Origin of the sequence: Vibrio fluvialis, from assembly GCF_900460245.1 — a bacterium.
Classification (GTDB): Bacteria; Pseudomonadota; Gammaproteobacteria; order Enterobacterales; family Vibrionaceae; genus Vibrio; species Vibrio fluvialis.
In genome coordinates this window covers 425207-441655 of the sequence record NZ_UHIP01000002.1, presented here as the reverse complement: position 1 = coordinate 441655, position 16449 = coordinate 425207, and the positions used below count along the sequence as shown (strand labels likewise).

At 53.8% G+C, this 16449-nt stretch carries 14 protein-coding genes; 7 read left to right on the top strand and 7 right to left on the bottom strand.

What is annotated here, in order from left to right:
• Nucleotides 1-13 precede the first annotated feature (13 nt).
• Entirely contained in the window at nucleotides 14-772 is a 759-nt protein-coding gene (locus DYA43_RS17045; RefSeq protein ID WP_024375041.1) for an SDR family NAD(P)-dependent oxidoreductase, read from the top strand.
• Between the two features lie 72 nt (nucleotides 773-844).
• On the opposite strand, the gene DYA43_RS17040 is transcribed toward DYA43_RS17045, so the two are convergent.
• Nucleotides 845-2101 carry an SGNH/GDSL hydrolase family protein gene (locus DYA43_RS17040; RefSeq protein WP_061055989.1) on the bottom strand — a complete coding sequence of 419 codons (1257 nt, stop codon included), beginning with the start codon at nucleotides 2099-2101 and terminating at the stop codon, nucleotides 845-847.
• Between the two features lie 736 nt (nucleotides 2102-2837).
• Here DYA43_RS17040 and DYA43_RS17035 point away from each other — a divergent pair.
• The gene (locus DYA43_RS17035; protein WP_061055988.1) at nucleotides 2838-5060 is read left to right on the top strand and encodes a leukocidin family pore-forming toxin; all 2223 of its coding nucleotides are present in this window, start codon (nucleotides 2838-2840) and stop codon (nucleotides 5058-5060) included.
• Nucleotides 5061-5120: 60 nt separating this feature from the next.
• Here the strand turns inward: DYA43_RS17035 and DYA43_RS17030 are convergent, their stop codons facing one another.
• Both DYA43_RS17030 and DYA43_RS17025 read right to left on the bottom strand, forming a co-directional pair.
• On the bottom strand, nucleotides 5121-6536 hold the full coding sequence (locus tag DYA43_RS17030) for a hypothetical protein (protein ID WP_225869386.1): 1416 nt from the start codon (nucleotides 6534-6536) through the stop codon (nucleotides 5121-5123).
• A gap of 27 nt (nucleotides 6537-6563) precedes the next feature.
• On the bottom strand, nucleotides 6564-7280 hold the full coding sequence (locus DYA43_RS17025; RefSeq protein ID WP_061055986.1) for an NUDIX hydrolase: 717 nt from the start codon (nucleotides 7278-7280) through the stop codon (nucleotides 6564-6566).
• Between the two features lie 410 nt (nucleotides 7281-7690).
• On the opposite strand from DYA43_RS17025, the gene pncB reads away from it, so the two are divergent.
• The 4 genes from pncB (at nucleotide 7691) to DYA43_RS17005 (ending at nucleotide 11438) form a co-directional block, all read left to right on the top strand.
• Nucleotides 7691-8998: a nicotinate phosphoribosyltransferase gene (pncB, locus tag DYA43_RS17020; RefSeq protein ID WP_020329691.1), complete on the top strand. Its 1308-nt coding sequence runs from the start codon at nucleotides 7691-7693 to the stop codon at nucleotides 8996-8998.
• Between the two features lie 163 nt (nucleotides 8999-9161).
• The gene (locus tag DYA43_RS17015; protein ID WP_061055985.1) at nucleotides 9162-9929 is read left to right on the top strand and encodes a DeoR/GlpR family DNA-binding transcription regulator; all 768 of its coding nucleotides are present in this window, start codon (nucleotides 9162-9164) and stop codon (nucleotides 9927-9929) included.
• 1 nt (nucleotide 9930) lies between these two features.
• Nucleotides 9931-10971 carry an oxidoreductase gene (locus DYA43_RS17010; RefSeq protein ID WP_061055984.1) on the top strand — a complete coding sequence of 347 codons (1041 nt, stop codon included), beginning with the start codon at nucleotides 9931-9933 and terminating at the stop codon, nucleotides 10969-10971.
• On the top strand, nucleotides 10968-11438 hold the full coding sequence (locus DYA43_RS17005) for a heme-degrading domain-containing protein (RefSeq protein WP_061055983.1): 471 nt from the start codon (nucleotides 10968-10970) through the stop codon (nucleotides 11436-11438). Before DYA43_RS17010 ends, DYA43_RS17005 begins: the two co-directional genes overlap by 4 nt.
• Nucleotides 11439-11470: 32 nt before the next feature.
• On the opposite strand, the gene tam is transcribed toward DYA43_RS17005, so the two are convergent.
• The 3 genes from tam to DYA43_RS16990 all read right to left on the bottom strand — a co-directional run bounded on the left by tam (nucleotide 11471) and on the right by DYA43_RS16990 (nucleotide 14677).
• On the bottom strand, nucleotides 11471-12247 hold the full coding sequence (gene tam / locus DYA43_RS17000) for a trans-aconitate 2-methyltransferase (protein WP_061055982.1): 777 nt from the start codon (nucleotides 12245-12247) through the stop codon (nucleotides 11471-11473).
• Nucleotides 12248-12461: 214 nt separating this feature from the next.
• Entirely contained in the window at nucleotides 12462-13724 is a 1263-nt protein-coding gene (gene tyrS, locus DYA43_RS16995) for a tyrosine--tRNA ligase (RefSeq protein ID WP_061055981.1), read from the bottom strand.
• An 86-nt stretch (nucleotides 13725-13810) separates the two neighbouring features.
• Nucleotides 13811-14677: a helix-turn-helix transcriptional regulator gene (locus tag DYA43_RS16990; RefSeq protein WP_267959292.1), complete on the bottom strand. Its 867-nt coding sequence runs from the start codon at nucleotides 14675-14677 to the stop codon at nucleotides 13811-13813.
• Between the two features lie 150 nt (nucleotides 14678-14827).
• Here DYA43_RS16990 and DYA43_RS16985 point away from each other — a divergent pair, with 150 nt between their 5' ends.
• Entirely contained in the window at nucleotides 14828-15964 is a 1137-nt protein-coding gene (locus DYA43_RS16985) for an amidohydrolase (protein ID WP_061055980.1), read from the top strand.
• A 75-nt stretch (nucleotides 15965-16039) separates the two neighbouring features.
• Here DYA43_RS16985 and DYA43_RS16980 read toward each other — a convergent pair whose 3' ends face one another.
• On the bottom strand, nucleotides 16040-16414 hold the full coding sequence (locus DYA43_RS16980) for a rhodanese-like domain-containing protein (RefSeq protein ID WP_061055979.1): 375 nt from the start codon (nucleotides 16412-16414) through the stop codon (nucleotides 16040-16042).
• Nucleotides 16415-16449 lie beyond the last annotated feature (35 nt).

Sequence of the window (16449 nt, the reverse complement as noted above, 5' to 3'; positions counted from 1 at the left end):
AAAGGAAACTCCAATGGATTCTCGTATTGCTTTGATCACCGGCGCCAGCCGTGGGCTGGGCCAAAATGGCGCACTGAAACTGGCCAAACAGGGCGTGGATATTATTCTCACCTACCACAGTCAGGCCGAGCAGGCGCAGCAAGTGGTGGCAGCGATTGAAGCGCTCGGCCGCAAAGCGGTGGCGATTCAGCTTGATACCGGCAACATCAGCGAATTTGAGCCGTTTGTGGCCGAAGTGAAGCAGGTTTTAGCCACACATTGGCAGCGTGACGATTTCGATTTTCTGGTCAACAATGCCGGCATTGGTATGGATGCCAGCCTGACCGACGCCAGCGAAGCGCTGTTTGATCGCCTGTGCAATATTCATTTCAAAGGTGTGTTTTTCTTGACGCAGGCGCTGGTTCCATTACTGCGTGACGGTGGCCGCATCCTCAATGTGTCCACCGGCCTGACCCGTTTTGCCATGCCAGGCAAAGGGGTGTATGCCGCGATGAAAGGAGCCATTGAAGTCTATACCCGTTATCTGGCCAAAGAGCTGGGCAGCCGGGGGATTCGCGTTAACGTTCTCGCGCCGGGCGCGATTGAAACCGATTTTGGCGGTGGCGCGGTGCGTGATGTGGAAGCGATCAATGCACTGGTGTCGGCCAATACCGCGTTGGGTCGCGCGGGGTTGCCGGATGACATCGGCGGCGTGATGGCGTCATTGCTGGTCGGCGATACCGGATGGATCCAAGGTCAGCGCATCGAAGCGTCCGGTGGTATGTTCCTGTAATCGCTTATTTGTTGATGAGATTAAAAAAGCCCCGAGCGATGCGCTCGGGGCTGTCGAATTGCAGTGCAGTGATTAACGCGGGAACTGCGCAACACCGGTAGCCAGAATGTGGTCGGCGATGTAGCGATGCGTTGCCGTGGTTGGGTGAGTCACATCCCAGAACACAAAGCGGTCTGAACCGGATGAGGCACACTCGGCTGCCAGAGCATGCGTGTAGAGATAGTCCGCCGCAGAGCTGCGCTGAATATCAAGACATGGCGCGCTGGCATTATCAAAGCCGTGCGCGGCTGGGTCGGCGATCATCTGATCAAACAGCGTGTAGGCGTCAAACAGCGAAATGTTGATGCCCTGCATCTGGAAGTAACGTGCCTGCTCACGAATGAACGCGTTCATGCCAATCACTTTGGCGCGCACCTCGTCGATGTGTTCCTGCGTTGAATATTGGAACTGCGGCGCGCGCGTGGCATCCGGCAGCGTCAACAGCACCAGATTTTTCGCCCCGGCTTCCACCAGACGAATCAGCGCTGAGCTGTAATCTGCTTTGACGTCTGCCAGCGAACGGTCGTAGTTCATAAAATCATTCAGACCGAATTCGAGTGTAAACAGCGTGTTCTCCGCACGGTAATTCGGCGCCATCTCCATGTAGGTCAGGTACGAACTGACCTGTTCATTCACGCCAGTCAGCGCCCAGTATTGATTGCGCCCCGCCGCGCCGCCCACGGCCCAGTTGTAGAGGGGTAGCCCCAAACCTTGCGCCAGATACTCGGTCCAGACAAATCCGTTGGAAAAGTGGCCGACAAACCAGGAGTTCGGGTTCGGGAAGCGCCATTGCGAGGCGTTAAAAATGTTGCCCGTGTCTGACAGGCTGTCACCAAAGGCGATCACCTTGTTGATTTTGCTCGGCGCGTTGGCGACATCGTTGCTCCAGATGGTGTGGTTGTAGGAAAAACGGGTATCGGCCGCGGCATAGGTGATATCGGCAGTATCGTGGGTTAACCCCAACGTCTCTGCACAGCGCTGCATGATGGTATCGGGCTGAGTATCGGTATAGAACATGTTTTTGTAACTCACCGATGACCACCAATAGCCATCAATGGTGAAATCACTGCCGTCCGCGTTCTTCGCCCACTCCCAGGTGGTGTAAGGATCATTATGCGTCGCAGCCGGACGATACCAGCAGCGAACATAGGTGTACGTCTGACTGCCCAGCGTCTGCGCGGAATCCGCTTCGGACGGCGCGATGAGTGGCGCTGGATTGACGTCGTTTGCCAAGACTGCTGGAGACACGGCGCTCAGGCTCGCGATCAGCAGGGAGAGTTTTAATGTCATAGTGTCTCTTCTTATTGTCTACGTTGTTTTCCCGACTCCGTTTTGGACGCACTCGTCCGCGCAACGAAAAAGGGAAGTTAGCCACTGACTTTCTGGTCGGAGGTGTTCAGTGCGGAATATATTCATACCGCCAATGCAATTGAAAGCATAAACCGTTGAGCTTGGAAGTAAGATCATGTCTGAATGTGAATTCAGTCACCGGAATTCATTTATTCGGATAGAAACTCAACGTTTATTTTTTATGGGAAAGATATGGATGAGGAAATATTAACAATAATGAAAGTAAGCTGAGTAATTTAATTGTTTCTAAATTAGTCGAATAAAAATAAGAAAATGATAAAACAATAATAACTAAATTAAATTTTGATTAAATATTTATTTTCATTGTTAGCATGTTAAACAAATCTGTTTAAATCGCCTACAAAGCGTGATCTTGTGCGATGCTTTTTGTTAATAAGCTTTATTTGTCGTGCACTTCCTTATATTGATCACCTTAGCGTCACCAGATTTACCCCATCTTTGTAGACCTGAACAGCCTTTCTGCGGTTGTGGCGCTAACGTGTACTCACTCGACGAGTAAGTTTACTAACCAATTAAATAATAAAATCTAGCCCTCTGTTCTGAGTGGCTTGGAGCGGTTTCCTATTGTCTGTCGACAAGGGGAAAGCCTGTAAATAATAAACCATTCCACCTGACGTTATTTCGTTAAGTAGAATGAAAATAATAAAGGACACCTATGCTAAAACTAAATTCTTATGCAGCAACAACGTTGGCGTTATGTTCACTCTCTGCGAGTGGCAATGTATTTGCCGATATTCACGACCCTGTAGGCGCAGCGGTATCTATTTTAAGTCAGGTTTCTGATTCGAGTCAGGTCAATTATTATAACGCGCAATATTGGCAGGCAAACGATACCGATATGCCAACTCTGGCGCAATTACGTCAATTCGTTGTGCAAGAGAAACAACGTATTTTGATAGATTTCAGTCAGATCGAAAATAGCGAAGAGCGCGCAGTGATGCAGGCTCAGTTTCGTCAGCAATATGGCATGAGCTTTTCGAGCCTGTTCGTCTTAGTGACCGAACATAAAGGGGAACTGCTGTTTACGCCGTTTGATGCGGCGGATGACGTGAATCCCGCTTTGCTGGAAGCGCCGGCCGCCAAGCGAGTGCGCCGATCGCTGTCGGACACTCAGCGCGTCAGTGGTGGTGAAGCCAATACACTGCCGCATGTGGCGTTCTACATTAACGTCAACCGCGCGATCAGCGACGAAGAGTGTACCTTTGATAATTCCTGGTTATGGAAGAGTGACAAAGGGCGCCGCTCATTCTGTCACGACGCCAACATCTCCCTGATTTATCGCGTCAATCTAGAACGTTCGCTGCAATATGGCATTGTTGGCTCGGCGACACCGGATGCGAAAATTGTCCGCATCAGTTTGGATGATGACAGCACTGGGGCGGGTATTCATCTCAACGATCAGCTGAGTTACCGCCAGTTCGGTGCCGATTACGTGACGTTGGATGCCTATTTCCGCGAATGGTCGACCGATGCGATTGCGCAGGATTATCGCTTCGCCTTCAATGCCTCCAACAACAAAGCGCAGGTCCTCAAAACGTTTCCGGCCAGCAACGTCAACGCCAATTTTGAGCGCAAAGAAGTGTCCGGGTTTGAGCTGGGCGTGTCAGGTGGCGTGGAAGCCGACAGCAAAGGGCCGAAAGGCAAGCTGGAAGCGCGCGCGAGTTACTCGCAGAGCCGTTGGCTGACGTTTAATACTCAGGATTACCGTATTGAACGCTCCACTAAAAACGCGCAGAACATCAGCTTTAGCTGGGCGCGTCAGCAGTATGCCACCGCGGAGTCGCTGCTTAACCGCTCCACCGATGCGCTGTGGGTCAATACCTATCCGGTGGATGTGAACCGCATCAATCCGATCGGCTACGCCAGCTTCGTGCCGAAAATGGACGTGATTTACAAAGCGTCACCAAGCGAGAGCGGTTCGACCGAGTTTGTGATTGATTCTTCGGTCAATATTCGCCCGCTCTACAACGGTGCGTACAAACACTACTATGTCGTCGGCGCGCATCAGTCGTATCACGGTTTTGAAGACACGCCGCGTCGCCGCGTGACCAAATCCGCCAGTTTTACCGTGGATTGGGATCATCCGGTATTTACCGGTGGTCGCCCGGTGAATCTGCAATTGGCCAGCTTTAATGATCGCTGTGTTACGGTGCAAGCTGACGGCACGTTGACGGCCAGCACGTGTGACAACCAAACCGCGAGTCAGTCGTTCATCTACGACCAACTGGGTCGTTATGTGAGTGCGCTCGACACCAAGCGCTGTCTGGACGGCAATGCGTTGGATGCGCTGCAAGCGTGTAATCAGAGCCTGAGTCAACGCTGGGAGTGGAAAGAGGACAGTGATGAGCTGACTAACGTCTACAGTGGCGAAACGCTGGGGCACGATACGGCAACGGGCGCACTGGGCTTGTATGCCTCCGCCAGTGAAAGCGTCAGCCTGCGCACCATCACCGCGTACACCGATGTGTTTAACCAGCAACAAACTTCGCCGGTATTGGGGCTGGCGGTGGGTCAGCTCAACTCACAACCGTTGAGTGCTGAGGGAACCCTGTTTGTGCGCTCGGGGGCGGCGATCGATGCACTCGGCACCGCAGAAGGGCTGATGGTCGGTGGCAGCGGCGGATCGCTGAGCCAGATTGACCTGCGTCAGGTGCAATCGGTGGTCGCTACTTCGGGCGATTTTAACTACGGCGGACAGCAACTGCTGGCACTGACGTTTACGTACCTTGATGGCAGCGTGCATACCGTCGGGTCAAAACAGTATGGCACCAATCTGCATGATGATCGTTTTGATTTACCGGCGGGTGAGTCGGTCACGGCGGTTAAAATCTGGGCCGACAACTGGTTGGTCAAAGGGTTGCAACTGGAGCTGAATTAAGTGAGAGCTGAACTCAGTCAATTCTGAATGAACAATCCCCGCCAAATGGCGGGGATTTTGTTATCTGTGCGTGTAGAACCACAACACGCTGCTGCATACCAGATACATCACCAGAATATAGCGCCAGTTGGCGCTCAGCAACGCCTTGGCACTGATGTCGTAGCGCGATTGAATACTGAGCTGAACGCCGGAAAACGGCGACAGCGTAATGCCCAGAGACCAGCCCATCAGCAGTGTCATGCCAAGTAAATCCGGATCGCTGACGGTCGGTGAGAGCACACTCCCCGCCAGCACCACGCTGGTGACCGGGTGCATGCCACTCATGGCCAGTACTGCCAACACCACCAGAGTCAGGCTCGCTTCCAGCGCGCCGAAATGCGCCGGTGCCAGTTGAATCTGCGTCGCCGCCAGTGCCGATGCCACACCAGAGGCCAGCATGGCCGCTGCCGCAAACAGCACCACTTCCCCGGCAGACCCCGCCACACCGGAAGTGATGTGATTGCGCGCGCTGTGCAGCCCCAGTTTGCCCTTTTTCACCACCAACCAACTGGCAGTAAAGAGAATCGCGGTCATGGTAACCAGCGATAACACGCTGATATGTGGATACAACTCATGACCAGAGATGACTACCAGAGCCAGCAATCCCGGCATCCACAGCGAAGAAAAAGAGATAGGATAACCACTCATGCGCTCGGCATCCGGACGGCGGGTGATCTGCCACGCACTGAGCGATAGCGCCACCAGACTGACCGGCAAACCATACATCACTAACGTGCCAAGCTGCGCGCCCGGTGCACTGATGAGGGTTAAACCCATTGAGGCAAAGAATGGCGACCAGAAAGCGCAGGTGGCAAACGCTCTCAAGAGCACCAACCCTTGTGTGGTGGACAGTTTATCTTTTGATGACAACTTATCGCCGACGATGATCACCGACGACATGTTCAGCACGGCACCAAATAAGTGTGCGCCAAACAGCGTGCGGACCAATGCGCGTTTGCCTTGAGGCAGACGCTCTCCGGTACGGACACTCTCTACCGCAAAAATACGCAGAAAACCTACCCCGATCAGCATGGTGATCACGTTTTGGTTGGCTTCGATCGCCTTCAGCACATAGTGGTTGTCACTGCCCTTGAGCGCGCCATAAATCAGCCCGGCCGCCCCCAGACCAAACAACAGCAATATCTGTTTCTTTTGCGCGGGTTTGACGGCGGGCAGGAATAACCCTGCGGCGATCCAAATAGGAATACCCGCCCAGAAACCGCTCAGTTGATGGGTCAGCTGTGCACTCAGAGACAGCAGCAGGCTTGCCATCAGCAGCCAACCACCAGTTGCAGCAATCGTTGGGTTCATCACTTGTGTTGTACGCTCGTGAAGTTGAGATAAGCAGAGCAGAGACGTGGCACAGTCCGGAATGGGCTTGATTAAGCGCGTGTCGTCATTGCTGACATAATAATCAGAGCCGCCTGACGACTGCAAGCGGTTGCGTGAGGGAAATAGGTGGTATCAGCCGCGCAGACAGGTCTGGAAGTAGGTCACTTCATTGCTGGGCAGGCGATAGACGGTGGCGGGTTTACCGCCCTTACCTTTGCTCGAGGCCGCGATCTTATTGGCGCTGACAATCACGCCTGTATCAATCAGGCGACGTTTGACGGTCATGCGGTTCACTTCGACCCCGAACTTGGCGTAGGCCTCAATGATGTCTGCGACCAGAAACTCTTGTTCCAGCGAAAACAACACGACCGAGGTGTATTCCACCGCTGCGCGCAGCTTTTTCCACGCATGCTGAATCTGCGCCACGTGGTCAAAGGCAAGTTCCATTTCGCCGTTGAGCAGCGGATCGAGATCAAACCAGCCAGCTCGACGGTTGTCGATACCGAAATCTTCGATCTGCTGCACGTTGGAAGGGTTGAGCAGCGCGTAGTGTGAGATGCTCACGCTCCAGCCATCGGGATCTCGTTTGGGATTGCCGTCGACCAGCGGATCGCTGATGAAGTTTGGGTAGGTATGCACCTTCTGGCGACAAATCCGGCGTCGCGCGGAATCGAAATCTTCGTCGGCAGGCTCGCCGCCGCTGGCCGTCATGTCCTCGTCGTACACCAAACCGCCCGGAACGGCCCACTTGCCGCAATCTGGCCGATTAGGATTACTTCGCTTCACCAGCAGGGTCTGGATTCCCGTTGGTGCCAGGCGAAGGCAAATCATATCAATGGTGACGATCATAGTTTCTTCCCGCTTGAAGTGGCTTTTCCCCGGCAGCGACACATCAACAAGAGGTGCGTTGAGGGGCAGGAGCGGTCTATTGCTCCTGGGCGACTTCAGGTTATGGCTTGCGTATTTCATGACGAATAATGGGCTCATTCTAGGCAAGCGATCTGTTTGGGTCAAATGTAAATAACAAAATGTGACAAACTAAATTTTATGCAGAGAATGTTGGCTGAAACCACGGATAAAAGCTTGTAATCTCATTGTTTCGCATGAATATCCACTGTCGATGCGCGGGAGTTTCGCTAATGTTAGGTTTGTCACAAAAGTTGACAAACTTCGTGTGCTCATTTAATGTGCCGGGAACAGTTAGGAACACAATGTTACTAACATGACCAACCCTATGTCGTGAATTGAAGGAAGGCATCATGAACTCTCGCCTGTTTTCTCCACACATCATCCGCAGTCTGTTGGATCTCGATGCCTATAAAATCAATATGATGCAGGCGATCCACTCACTCTATCCGGACGCTCAGGTGCGCTACGAGCTGATCGTGCGCAGCGATGAGGACGTGAGTGAACTGTTGGAAGAAGTGCGCGATGAGATTCGTCATTTGGCATCCCTGCGTTTTTCGGATGCGGACATTGTGTATCTGAAGCAAAGCTCTCCGCACCTCAAAACCTCATTTTTGCAATCGCTGCGTTATTTCCATTTCCAACCGGATCGTCAGGTCGAATTTGGCGTGATGAAGCAAGATGGCAAACATCAGCTGCGCATTGGTATTCAAGGCAGTTGGCGCGATACCATTCTGTACGAAACCATCGTGATGGCGATCGTGTCAGAAGTGCGCAACCGTCGCCGCTGGGCTCAGGTGCCGGCAGAACTGCCGTTGCAGGTGCTGGCGGACAAAGTACAGAAACTGAAAGCGGAAATTGCCAAACGTGGCATCACCAACTTCTCTCTGACTGAAATGGGCACCCGTCGCCGTTTCTCCAGCCAGGTACAACGTGATGTGATGGCGTATCTGACGCAGGAAATTCCGGAGCTGTTGCTGGGTACCAGCAACTACCATTTCGCCCGCGAGTTTAACCTTAAACCGATTGGCACTATTGCGCATGAATGGTTTATGGGCCATCAGGCGCTGGTTAATGTGCGTGATTCACAGCGTGTGGCACTCGAGCAGTGGCTGAAAGCCTTTGACGGCCAGCTTTCGATTGCACCGACCGATACTCTGACCATCGATGCGTTTCAGGAAGACTTCAACATGCACTTGGCCAAGGCGTACGACGGTATTCGTCACGACTCTGGCTGTCCGTTCAAATGGGGCGATCGCATGTTGGAACACTATCAGAACATGGGCATCGACCCATCGTCGAAAGTGTTCATTTTCTCCAACGGGCTGAACTTTGATGAAGCGTTGGAACTGTGTGAATACTTTGCGGGCCGCGTACGTATTTCATTTGGTATCGGTACCTTCCTCACCAATGATCTGGCAGGCTGGAAAAATGAGCAGGGTAAGGCCTATCAACCGCTCTCAATCGTGATTAAGCTGACCGAATGCAATGGTCGTCCGGTGGCGAAAATCAGTGATGAGCCAGAAAAAGCCATGTGTGAAGATCCCCTGTTTCTGGCTAACCTCAAACGCCGATTCAACATTGAGTTGGATGTTGATGCGCTGATCGATGAACTGAAGCATCAAAAACGTACCAAAAAGCAGTACATCGCCGCCGCGTAGTTGAGCGACGGCCAAGACAAAATCCATAAAGCCAGTCTGAATAAGACTGGCTTTTTTTGTGCTTGCGCGTTGAGGCTTGTTCAATTCTGCGTGCGATCTTTTACGTGACATCATTATTCAATACGGCATAATGCATTAAAACTACTTACGTGATTTTAAGTTTATGACGCAAGAAGAGCGCCTGATTCACTTACAAATGCTGATCAAGCAGCAGGGGAAAATGACCCTGACCGACATCTGTGACCAGTTTGGTGTGTCGCGTGATTCCGCGCGGCGCGATCTGGTGAAGCTCACTCAGATGCCGGGTATTCAGCGCATTCGAGGCGGTGCGATGCTGGCGCCGGTATCGCCGAAAAGCGAGCCGTTCTCGGCCAAAGCTGTCAGCGCGAGCAAGCACGCATTGGCGCAGTGCGCGGCATCGATGGTGGATGCTCAGGATTACATTGTGCTCGATACCAGCACCACGTTGGCGCTGGTCCCCGGTTATCTGGCGGCGCCTGCGACTATCGTGACCAACTCAGTCAACACGCTGGCTCAGGTTGAAGAAGGCTCTTCGCATTCGGTCCATTTGCTGGGCGGTCATTTCGATCCGTACAGCCGCGCTATTTTAGGCGCGCAGGCTGAACAGCAAATGGCTGGCTATCATGTCAACAAGGCGTTTATTGGCGTGTGCGCGCTGTCTGAGCGCGGCCTGACCACCAATTATGAACAAGAAGCGTCGATGAAACGCGCGATGATGGCGCAAGCGCAGCAGATCATTTTGGTGTGTGAACAGCACAAAATGGGCACCGAGAATTTCCATCACGTGTGTGATGTGGCGGCGATCGACATGGTGATCACCGACGCGCCACCCGCGCCAGCACTGCAAGAATTATTTGACCGTCACGACATTCAGTGTGTTGTGGCGACCGCACCAGAAGGACAGTTTTGATATGACTTACGCTCCGGTAAAAACTGCCGTGATTGGCTACGGCTATTCGGCGAAAACCTTTCACTTGCCTTTCATCAACGCGCTGCCTGAGCTGACGCTGAGTGCGATCAGTTCCAGCCAACAAGCCGCAGTCGCGGCCGATTGGCCGAGCGCGCAATGGTTTGGCGATGCGAATGACCTGCTGGACAACAGCGATGCGGAGCTGGTGATCATCACCGCGCCGAACGATGTGCATTACCCGTTGGCCAAACGTGCGCTGCAAAATGGCAAGCACGTGATCGTTGAAAAGCCGTTCGTGACCCGCATTGAAGATGGCGAAGAACTGATTGCGTTGGCGGCGGAAAAAGGCCTAACGCTGAGCGTGTTCCATAACCGTCGTTGGGATGGCGATTTCCTCACTCTGCAAAAGCTGATGGCGGAAGGGCGTTTGGGCGACATCAAACTGTTTGAATCCCACTTCGACCGCTACCGTCCGGAAATTCGTCAGCGCTGGCGTGAACTGGCGCAAGATGGCGGCGGTATTTTGTTTGATTTGGCACCGCACCTGCTGGACCAAGCGCTGGCGTTGTTTGGCCTGCCACAAGCGATCAATGCGCAGTGCCGCATGATGCGCCCGGGCGCGACGACTATCGATTACTACAACCTGATCCTGCACTACCCAAATCATTTGGTGCACCTGCATTCAAACCTCTACAGCCCAGAGCCGAATCTGCGCTACAAAGTGCTGGGCAGTCTGGCGAAGTATGAGAAATACGGCCTCGATCCGCAGGAAACCTACCTCAAAGAAGGCAAGCAGCCGGACAGCCCGCAATGGTCACAGGAACCGGCGTCGCTATATGGTCAGCTGCACAGCGAAGCGGGATCACAAACCATTGCGACCGAACTGGGCGGCTATCAGCTCTATTTCAAAGGCGTAGCGGATACGATTCGTCTCGGCAAGGCCAACCCGGTGCCGCCAGAGCAGGCGTTGCAAAACATCGCGCTGATTGAAATGGCACTGGAGAGCAGCAAAACGGGCCAAACGTTGCAGGTTAACTTATGAGCCTGACACTGGTCGAGATTGCGCAGCAAGAAGAGGCGCTGCAACTGAACCATTTTAACCACGATGTGGCGTGGCAACTGGGCTGCGCGCTCAAACAGATGGCAGAAAGCCAGCAAGTCGCGGTGGCGATTGAAGTGTATGGTTTTGGCCAGACGCTGTTTCAATACGCCATGCCGGGCACGTGCGCGGATCATCTCGATTGGATGCGCCGCAAACGCAATTCGGTGCTGCGATATGGCCGCAGTTCTTACTATCTGTCGCTGTACAACGCGCAGAAACAGCGCGAATTTGAGACGCAACCGCACATTGATGCTGCGGAATATTGCGCTCATGGCGGCTCGTTTCCGATTCGTATTGCCGGATCTGGATTGGTGGGGGCGGTAACGGTTTCCGGTCTGGCCCAGCTTGAAGATCACCAGATGGTCAGTAACGCGCTGCAAAGCCTATTGCCAGTGCAAGCCCAATAAAAAAGCCCCGTAAGGGGCTTTTTTATTGGCGGTTATCGCAATGCATTAATAAACAGTCGCGGAAATGGCAACAGAACAGAACCATCATCCAGCACGCTATACGCGTCTTGTAACATCTGCTTGTACTGGGTAAGAAATTGCACTTGGTCGCGCTCGCTCAGTTGCAGCAAATAGGGGCGCAGTGCGCTGCCCCGGAACCAATCCACTACATCATCAATGCCACCTTTCAGGTGATGAAAATAGCAGGTTCGCCAAATCGTCACTTGCGAGCTGTGCGCCGAGAGCAGTTCGAAGTACCACTCTGCATTCGCTCTTGGCAGACGTTCCACCGCAGAGAGCTGACTGCGCCACTGTGTGCTGGTGGCGAGCTCTTTCAGCAGTTCATGCGCTGGTTCGCCCAGATTATCGGGCGTTTGCACCGCTAACACGCCCGTTGGGCTGAGCTGCTGCATTAAATGCGGATACAGTTGCTGGTGGTTCGGCACCCATTGCAATGAGGCGTTAGCGAGAATCAAATCGTAATGTTCATTTGGCATCCAGTCTTGAATACTACCGACGTCAAACCGGACATGGGGCAGTCGCTGCTGCGCCTTTTCAATCATGTCTTCCGAGCTATCGAGCGCGGCAATGGTTGCTTGCGGGAAAAAGCGTTGCAGCACTTCGGTGGAATTACCGGGGCCACAGCCGAGATCGATCGCATTGCCGGTAGTGCGGGTGGCGAGCGGAGCAAGCAGATCAAACACCGGACGGGTGCGTTCGTTTTCAAACGTCGAATAGATTTTCGCGTATTGGTTGAGGCTGACAGACATACATCTCCTGATAAGCAGAGTGAGTGTGTGATTAATCTGTCACCGAAGTGCGTAGCGGTCAATGTTACGCACTTGACGATTTTTCATGCATGGCTTTGAAAACAAAGCGTTGAACAGAATTCATGCATGTTATGGCCAGGAGATCAGTGTCGTAGCCCGCAATGTGAGGCACGCTGCGGGCTGAGGATGAAAAGTGCGTGTTTACACTGTAAACCTAGCTCAGTTTGATCAACGCAAACTGTTTCTTACCGCGTTGCAGCAGGTAGTAGCGATCGAACAGCGCAAAACTATGGCTTAAATCGGCGTCGGCCAATTTTTCCCCGTTGACGCGAATGGCGCCATTGGCCAACCATTCGCGCGCCTGACGCTTGGAGCTGGCGAGTTGCGAAGCGATCAGCAGTTCAACCACATCATCAGCGGTGCTGACGGTGGTGCACGGCAGCCCGTCCAACTCCAGTTGCGCCAGTTCATCCCGGCTGAGCTGTGCAACTGCGCCACTGAACAGGGCGTCACTGATGCGCTGCGCGCTCGCTAAGCCCGCTTCGCCATGCACAAATGCAGTGATGTTCTCGGCCAGAATTTGCTGCGCTTGCGGTTTGCCGCTTCGCGCGGCATCTTCGGCTTCAATGCGTGCAATCTCGTCCACCGACAGGAAGGTGTAGTAACGCAGAAAACGGTATACATCGGCATCGTCGGTGTTCAACCAGAACTGGTAGAACGCGTAGGGCGAGGTTTTACTCGCGTCCAGCCAAACGGCGCCCCCTTCGGTTTTGCCAAATTTGGTGCCGTCGGATTTGGTGATCAGTGGTAGCGTTAAACCATGCACGGTTTCGTTATTCAGGCGACGCGTGAGGTCGATGCCGCTGACGATGTTGCCCCATTGATCGTTACCGCCAATTTGCAGGCGACACTGATGTTCGCGGTTCAAATGGGCAAAGTCGAACGATTGCAGCAGCGAGTAGCTGAATTCGGTGAACGAAATGCCTTGGTCCGGGCGAGCCAGACGCTGTTTCACCGATTCGCGGTTGATCATCGCATTGACTGAAAAGTGTTTGCCGATGTCGCGGAAGAAGTCGATCACATTCACTTGGCCCGTCCAGTCGGCGTTATTGACACACCGCAGTGGCTGGGTGAGATGCGGCGTCATGGTGCGCGTGATCTGCTGGCGTAAATCGTCCACCCATTGCTGCACGGTCTGCGCTGAGTTGAGTGTGCGTTCGGTGGCTTTAAAGCTTGGATCGCCAATCATGCCCGTTGCGCCGCCAATCAGCGCAATGGCTTGGTGCCCCGCATCCTGAAAACGTTTGAGCATCAACAGCGGCACCAAGTGACCGATGTGCAGGCTGCCTGCGGTTGGATCAAAGCCGCAGTACAGGGTTTGCGGTTCAGAGAATAGGGCGGTGAGTTCATCAAGCGATGTGCTTTGCGCGATCAGGCCGCGCGCGGTTAAATCATGAAATAGGGTTTGGGAATTCATACAGCCTCCAAGATGTCTTGCAGGCAGAGTAACGGAAAGGGCTTTGTGCCGGCGATGTCCCTAAAGGGATAATCGCGGTGATTTTTTCAAGAGCGTGGTGAATGGTTGGGCGAGCCAATCAGGTGATTTAGAAATAGCTGAAACAGTTCACTGAGCGAGGCGACATGGAGCTGCGCGTAGATGCGCTTGCGATGATTTTTGACCGTGCCGTGTGTGATACCCAGCTGCGTGGCGATCTCTTGCGAATCCAACCCTTGTACCAGTAGCGCGGTAATTTGCTGCTCGCGTGGGCTCAGCAGTTGGGTGCCAAAGCTGGCTAGTGCGCGTTCCACCCAGCGGCGCATGTCGGGCGTGTGGTTGGTCTCGCTCTCCAGCGCGTTGTCATCGCTGTGAGCCAGCAGCAGCGCATTGGCGCTCCAATGTTGGCGGCAGAGCGGCGCCAGCGTGTGAAAGCGCTGTTTGAGCGCTTGTCGGTCCAGCGCGGAAAAACGGCGCCCGGCAGCAAGGTGGCCAAGGTAGAGCAAAATCCAGCGCTCACTGTCGAGTTGCACCACCAGGCTCATTTCATCCTGCCAGCCAGTTTGCGGATAAAACTGCTGCTGGTAATGGTGTTGCTGATAACTGTGCGGCGCATCGGTCATCTCGCTGAGATGAAACACGCCTTCTTGCTGCGTATCGGCCACCAAACGATAGAACGGATCGTGCTGATATGACTCCGTCAGGTAGCGTTGAAACAGCAGTTCGCGGTTATCCGGAATCGAATCGTAGAGGTAAATCGGGTGTTTGTTGTGGCGATAGCCAAGCATCACCGCGCAGTCAAAATCGACAATTTCGCGCAGCAGCGCCACATAGCGCGACGTAAAGGCGGGCGTATTGAGTGCGATAATCGCATCACCTAAGGCGTGATATTCGGAAAGAGAGACGTGCACACACACTACCGATTGAGAAGACATCACGGCAGTATGCCTGTTTGCACGCCACAGATCGAGAGCGATGTCTGGGCTCGGCGACCACGCAAAGTGTGAAGCGAATCAATATTTTATTGCCGGTGTTGCGGCAAGCTGGACGTTCGCTGGCTCGTGAACTCAAGGAGGCGCCGCTTTATGGCTGAGATTTGTTGGACGCAGTTTCGTCGCACACTGCATCAATATCCGGAACTTTCCAATCAGGAACATCAGACCGCTGAGCGCATTCTCGCGCAATTTGGCGCTTTCTCGCCCGATGAGGTGGTGACGGGATTGGGCGGCCGCGGCGTGGCGTTTGTATTTCAGGGCAAAGAGCCGGGGCCAACCACCCTGATTCGTTGTGAGTTGGATGCGCTGCCGATTGAAGAAACCAACCAGTTTGCGCACCGTTCGGTGCATCAGGGCGTGTCACATAAATGCGGCCACGACGGCCATATGGCGATCGTCAGTGCGCTCGGCCAGCAGCTTAGCCAGCAACGCCCGCAAAAAGGGCGGGTGGTGTTGGCGTTCCAACCCGCGGAAGAGACCGGGGAAGGGGCGATCAACATGGTGAACGATGCCAAATTTGCTGCGTTCATGCCGGATTTCGCCTTTGCGCTGCACAACTATCCGGGGCTGGCGCTGGGCCATGTTGCGGTCAGAGCCGGACCGTTTAATTGCGCGTCACGCGGCATGATCATTCGTCTCAAAGGTAAAACATCTCACGCGGCGCATCCGGAAAACGGTGTGAGTCCGGCGCTGGCGATGTGTCAGATTATCGAGCAATTGAACGCGTTGCCGGCATCGCTCACGGAGCGCTGTTGGGTGACGGTGATTCACGCCAAATTAGGTGAGATTGCGTTTGGCACCGCACCGGGTGAAGCGGTGGTGATGGCGACGCTGCGCAGTGAAACCAATCAGGCGATGGAAACGCTGGTGGAAGCCGCCACGCAGTTGGCGCAGCAGAGCGCGCAAGCGAGCGGGCTGACGTGGTCGCTGGAATGGCAGGATGTGTTTCAGGCCAGCGTGAACTCGTCACTGGGCTGTGATTTGGTGTTACAAGCGTGTCAAAACACCCAGACGCCGTGCACCCTGCTTGATGAGCCGATGCGCTGGTCGGAAGATTTTGGTCAGTTTACCGCGGTCGCAAAAGAGGGCGCGATGTTCGTGCTTGGCTCAGGCCGGCAAAGCCCGCAACTACACAATCCCGACTACGATTTCCCCGATGAGCTGACGCCGATTGGTCAGCGTATTTTTGCCAGCTTAATTGGGCAGATTAACGGCTTTCAATCTTAAGTAATGACTGACACTGAGGAATTAAAAAAGCACGCCGTGGCGTGCTTTTTTTCGGTCTGATATGGCCATTTGAGCTTAGTTGAGCGGCGTCAGCTCCAAGCGGGTTTCCTGCATTTCATTCAGGCCGCCGCCGTTGTGCACGTTGGTAAAGCCTTGTTCTAGCAGCGCCTGCATCGCCATAGCAGAGCGGTTTCCGCTGCGACAATAGACCACGATCGGCTGGTGTTTATCAATCGACGAAAAACCAGTCGCGACATCACTGAGCGGAATATTGTGGGCGTTATCTAAATGGCCCTCGGCAAACTCATCCGGCGTGCGCACATCTACTACCAAAGCGCCGCTATCGATCAATTGCCACGCCAGTTCTGAGCGTTCAGAAGCCAGTAACGGACCTGCGGGCAGTGTCAGCAGCAGAGTCAGACAAGCGGCTTTCCAGTTGAAGGTTGGCATAATATTCATCCTTGTGACGTTTCCAATGGGCTGAT

Bases quoted from the DNA above. Each gene is read 5' to 3' on its own strand.
- pncB (WP_020329691.1), top strand. From the start codon at position 7,691: ATGAACTCTCGCCTGTTTTCTCCACACATCATCCGCAGTCTGTTGGAT.
- DYA43_RS16985 (WP_061055980.1), top strand. From the start codon at position 14,828: ATGGCTGAGATTTGTTGGACGCAGTTTCGTCGCACACTGCATCAATAT.
- DYA43_RS16990 (WP_267959292.1), bottom strand. From the start codon at position 14,677: ATGTCTTCTCAATCGGTAGTGTGTGTGCACGTCTCTCTTTCCGAATAT.
- tam (WP_061055982.1), bottom strand. From the start codon at position 12,247: ATGTCTGTCAGCCTCAACCAATACGCGAAAATCTATTCGACGTTTGAA.
- DYA43_RS17045 (WP_024375041.1), top strand. From the start codon at position 14: ATGGATTCTCGTATTGCTTTGATCACCGGCGCCAGCCGTGGGCTGGGC.
- DYA43_RS17005 (WP_061055983.1), top strand. From the start codon at position 10,968: ATGAGCCTGACACTGGTCGAGATTGCGCAGCAAGAAGAGGCGCTGCAA.
- tyrS (WP_061055981.1), bottom strand. From the start codon at position 13,724: ATGAATTCCCAAACCCTATTTCATGATTTAACCGCGCGCGGCCTGATC.
- DYA43_RS17035 (WP_061055988.1), top strand. From the start codon at position 2,838: ATGCTAAAACTAAATTCTTATGCAGCAACAACGTTGGCGTTATGTTCA.
- DYA43_RS17025 (WP_061055986.1), bottom strand. From the start codon at position 7,280: ATGATCGTCACCATTGATATGATTTGCCTTCGCCTGGCACCAACGGGA.
- DYA43_RS17015 (WP_061055985.1), top strand. From the start codon at position 9,162: ATGACGCAAGAAGAGCGCCTGATTCACTTACAAATGCTGATCAAGCAG.
- DYA43_RS16980 (WP_061055979.1), bottom strand. From the start codon at position 16,414: ATGCCAACCTTCAACTGGAAAGCCGCTTGTCTGACTCTGCTGCTGACA.
- DYA43_RS17040 (WP_061055989.1), bottom strand. From the start codon at position 2,101: ATGACATTAAAACTCTCCCTGCTGATCGCGAGCCTGAGCGCCGTGTCT.
- DYA43_RS17010 (WP_061055984.1), top strand. From the start codon at position 9,931: ATGACTTACGCTCCGGTAAAAACTGCCGTGATTGGCTACGGCTATTCG.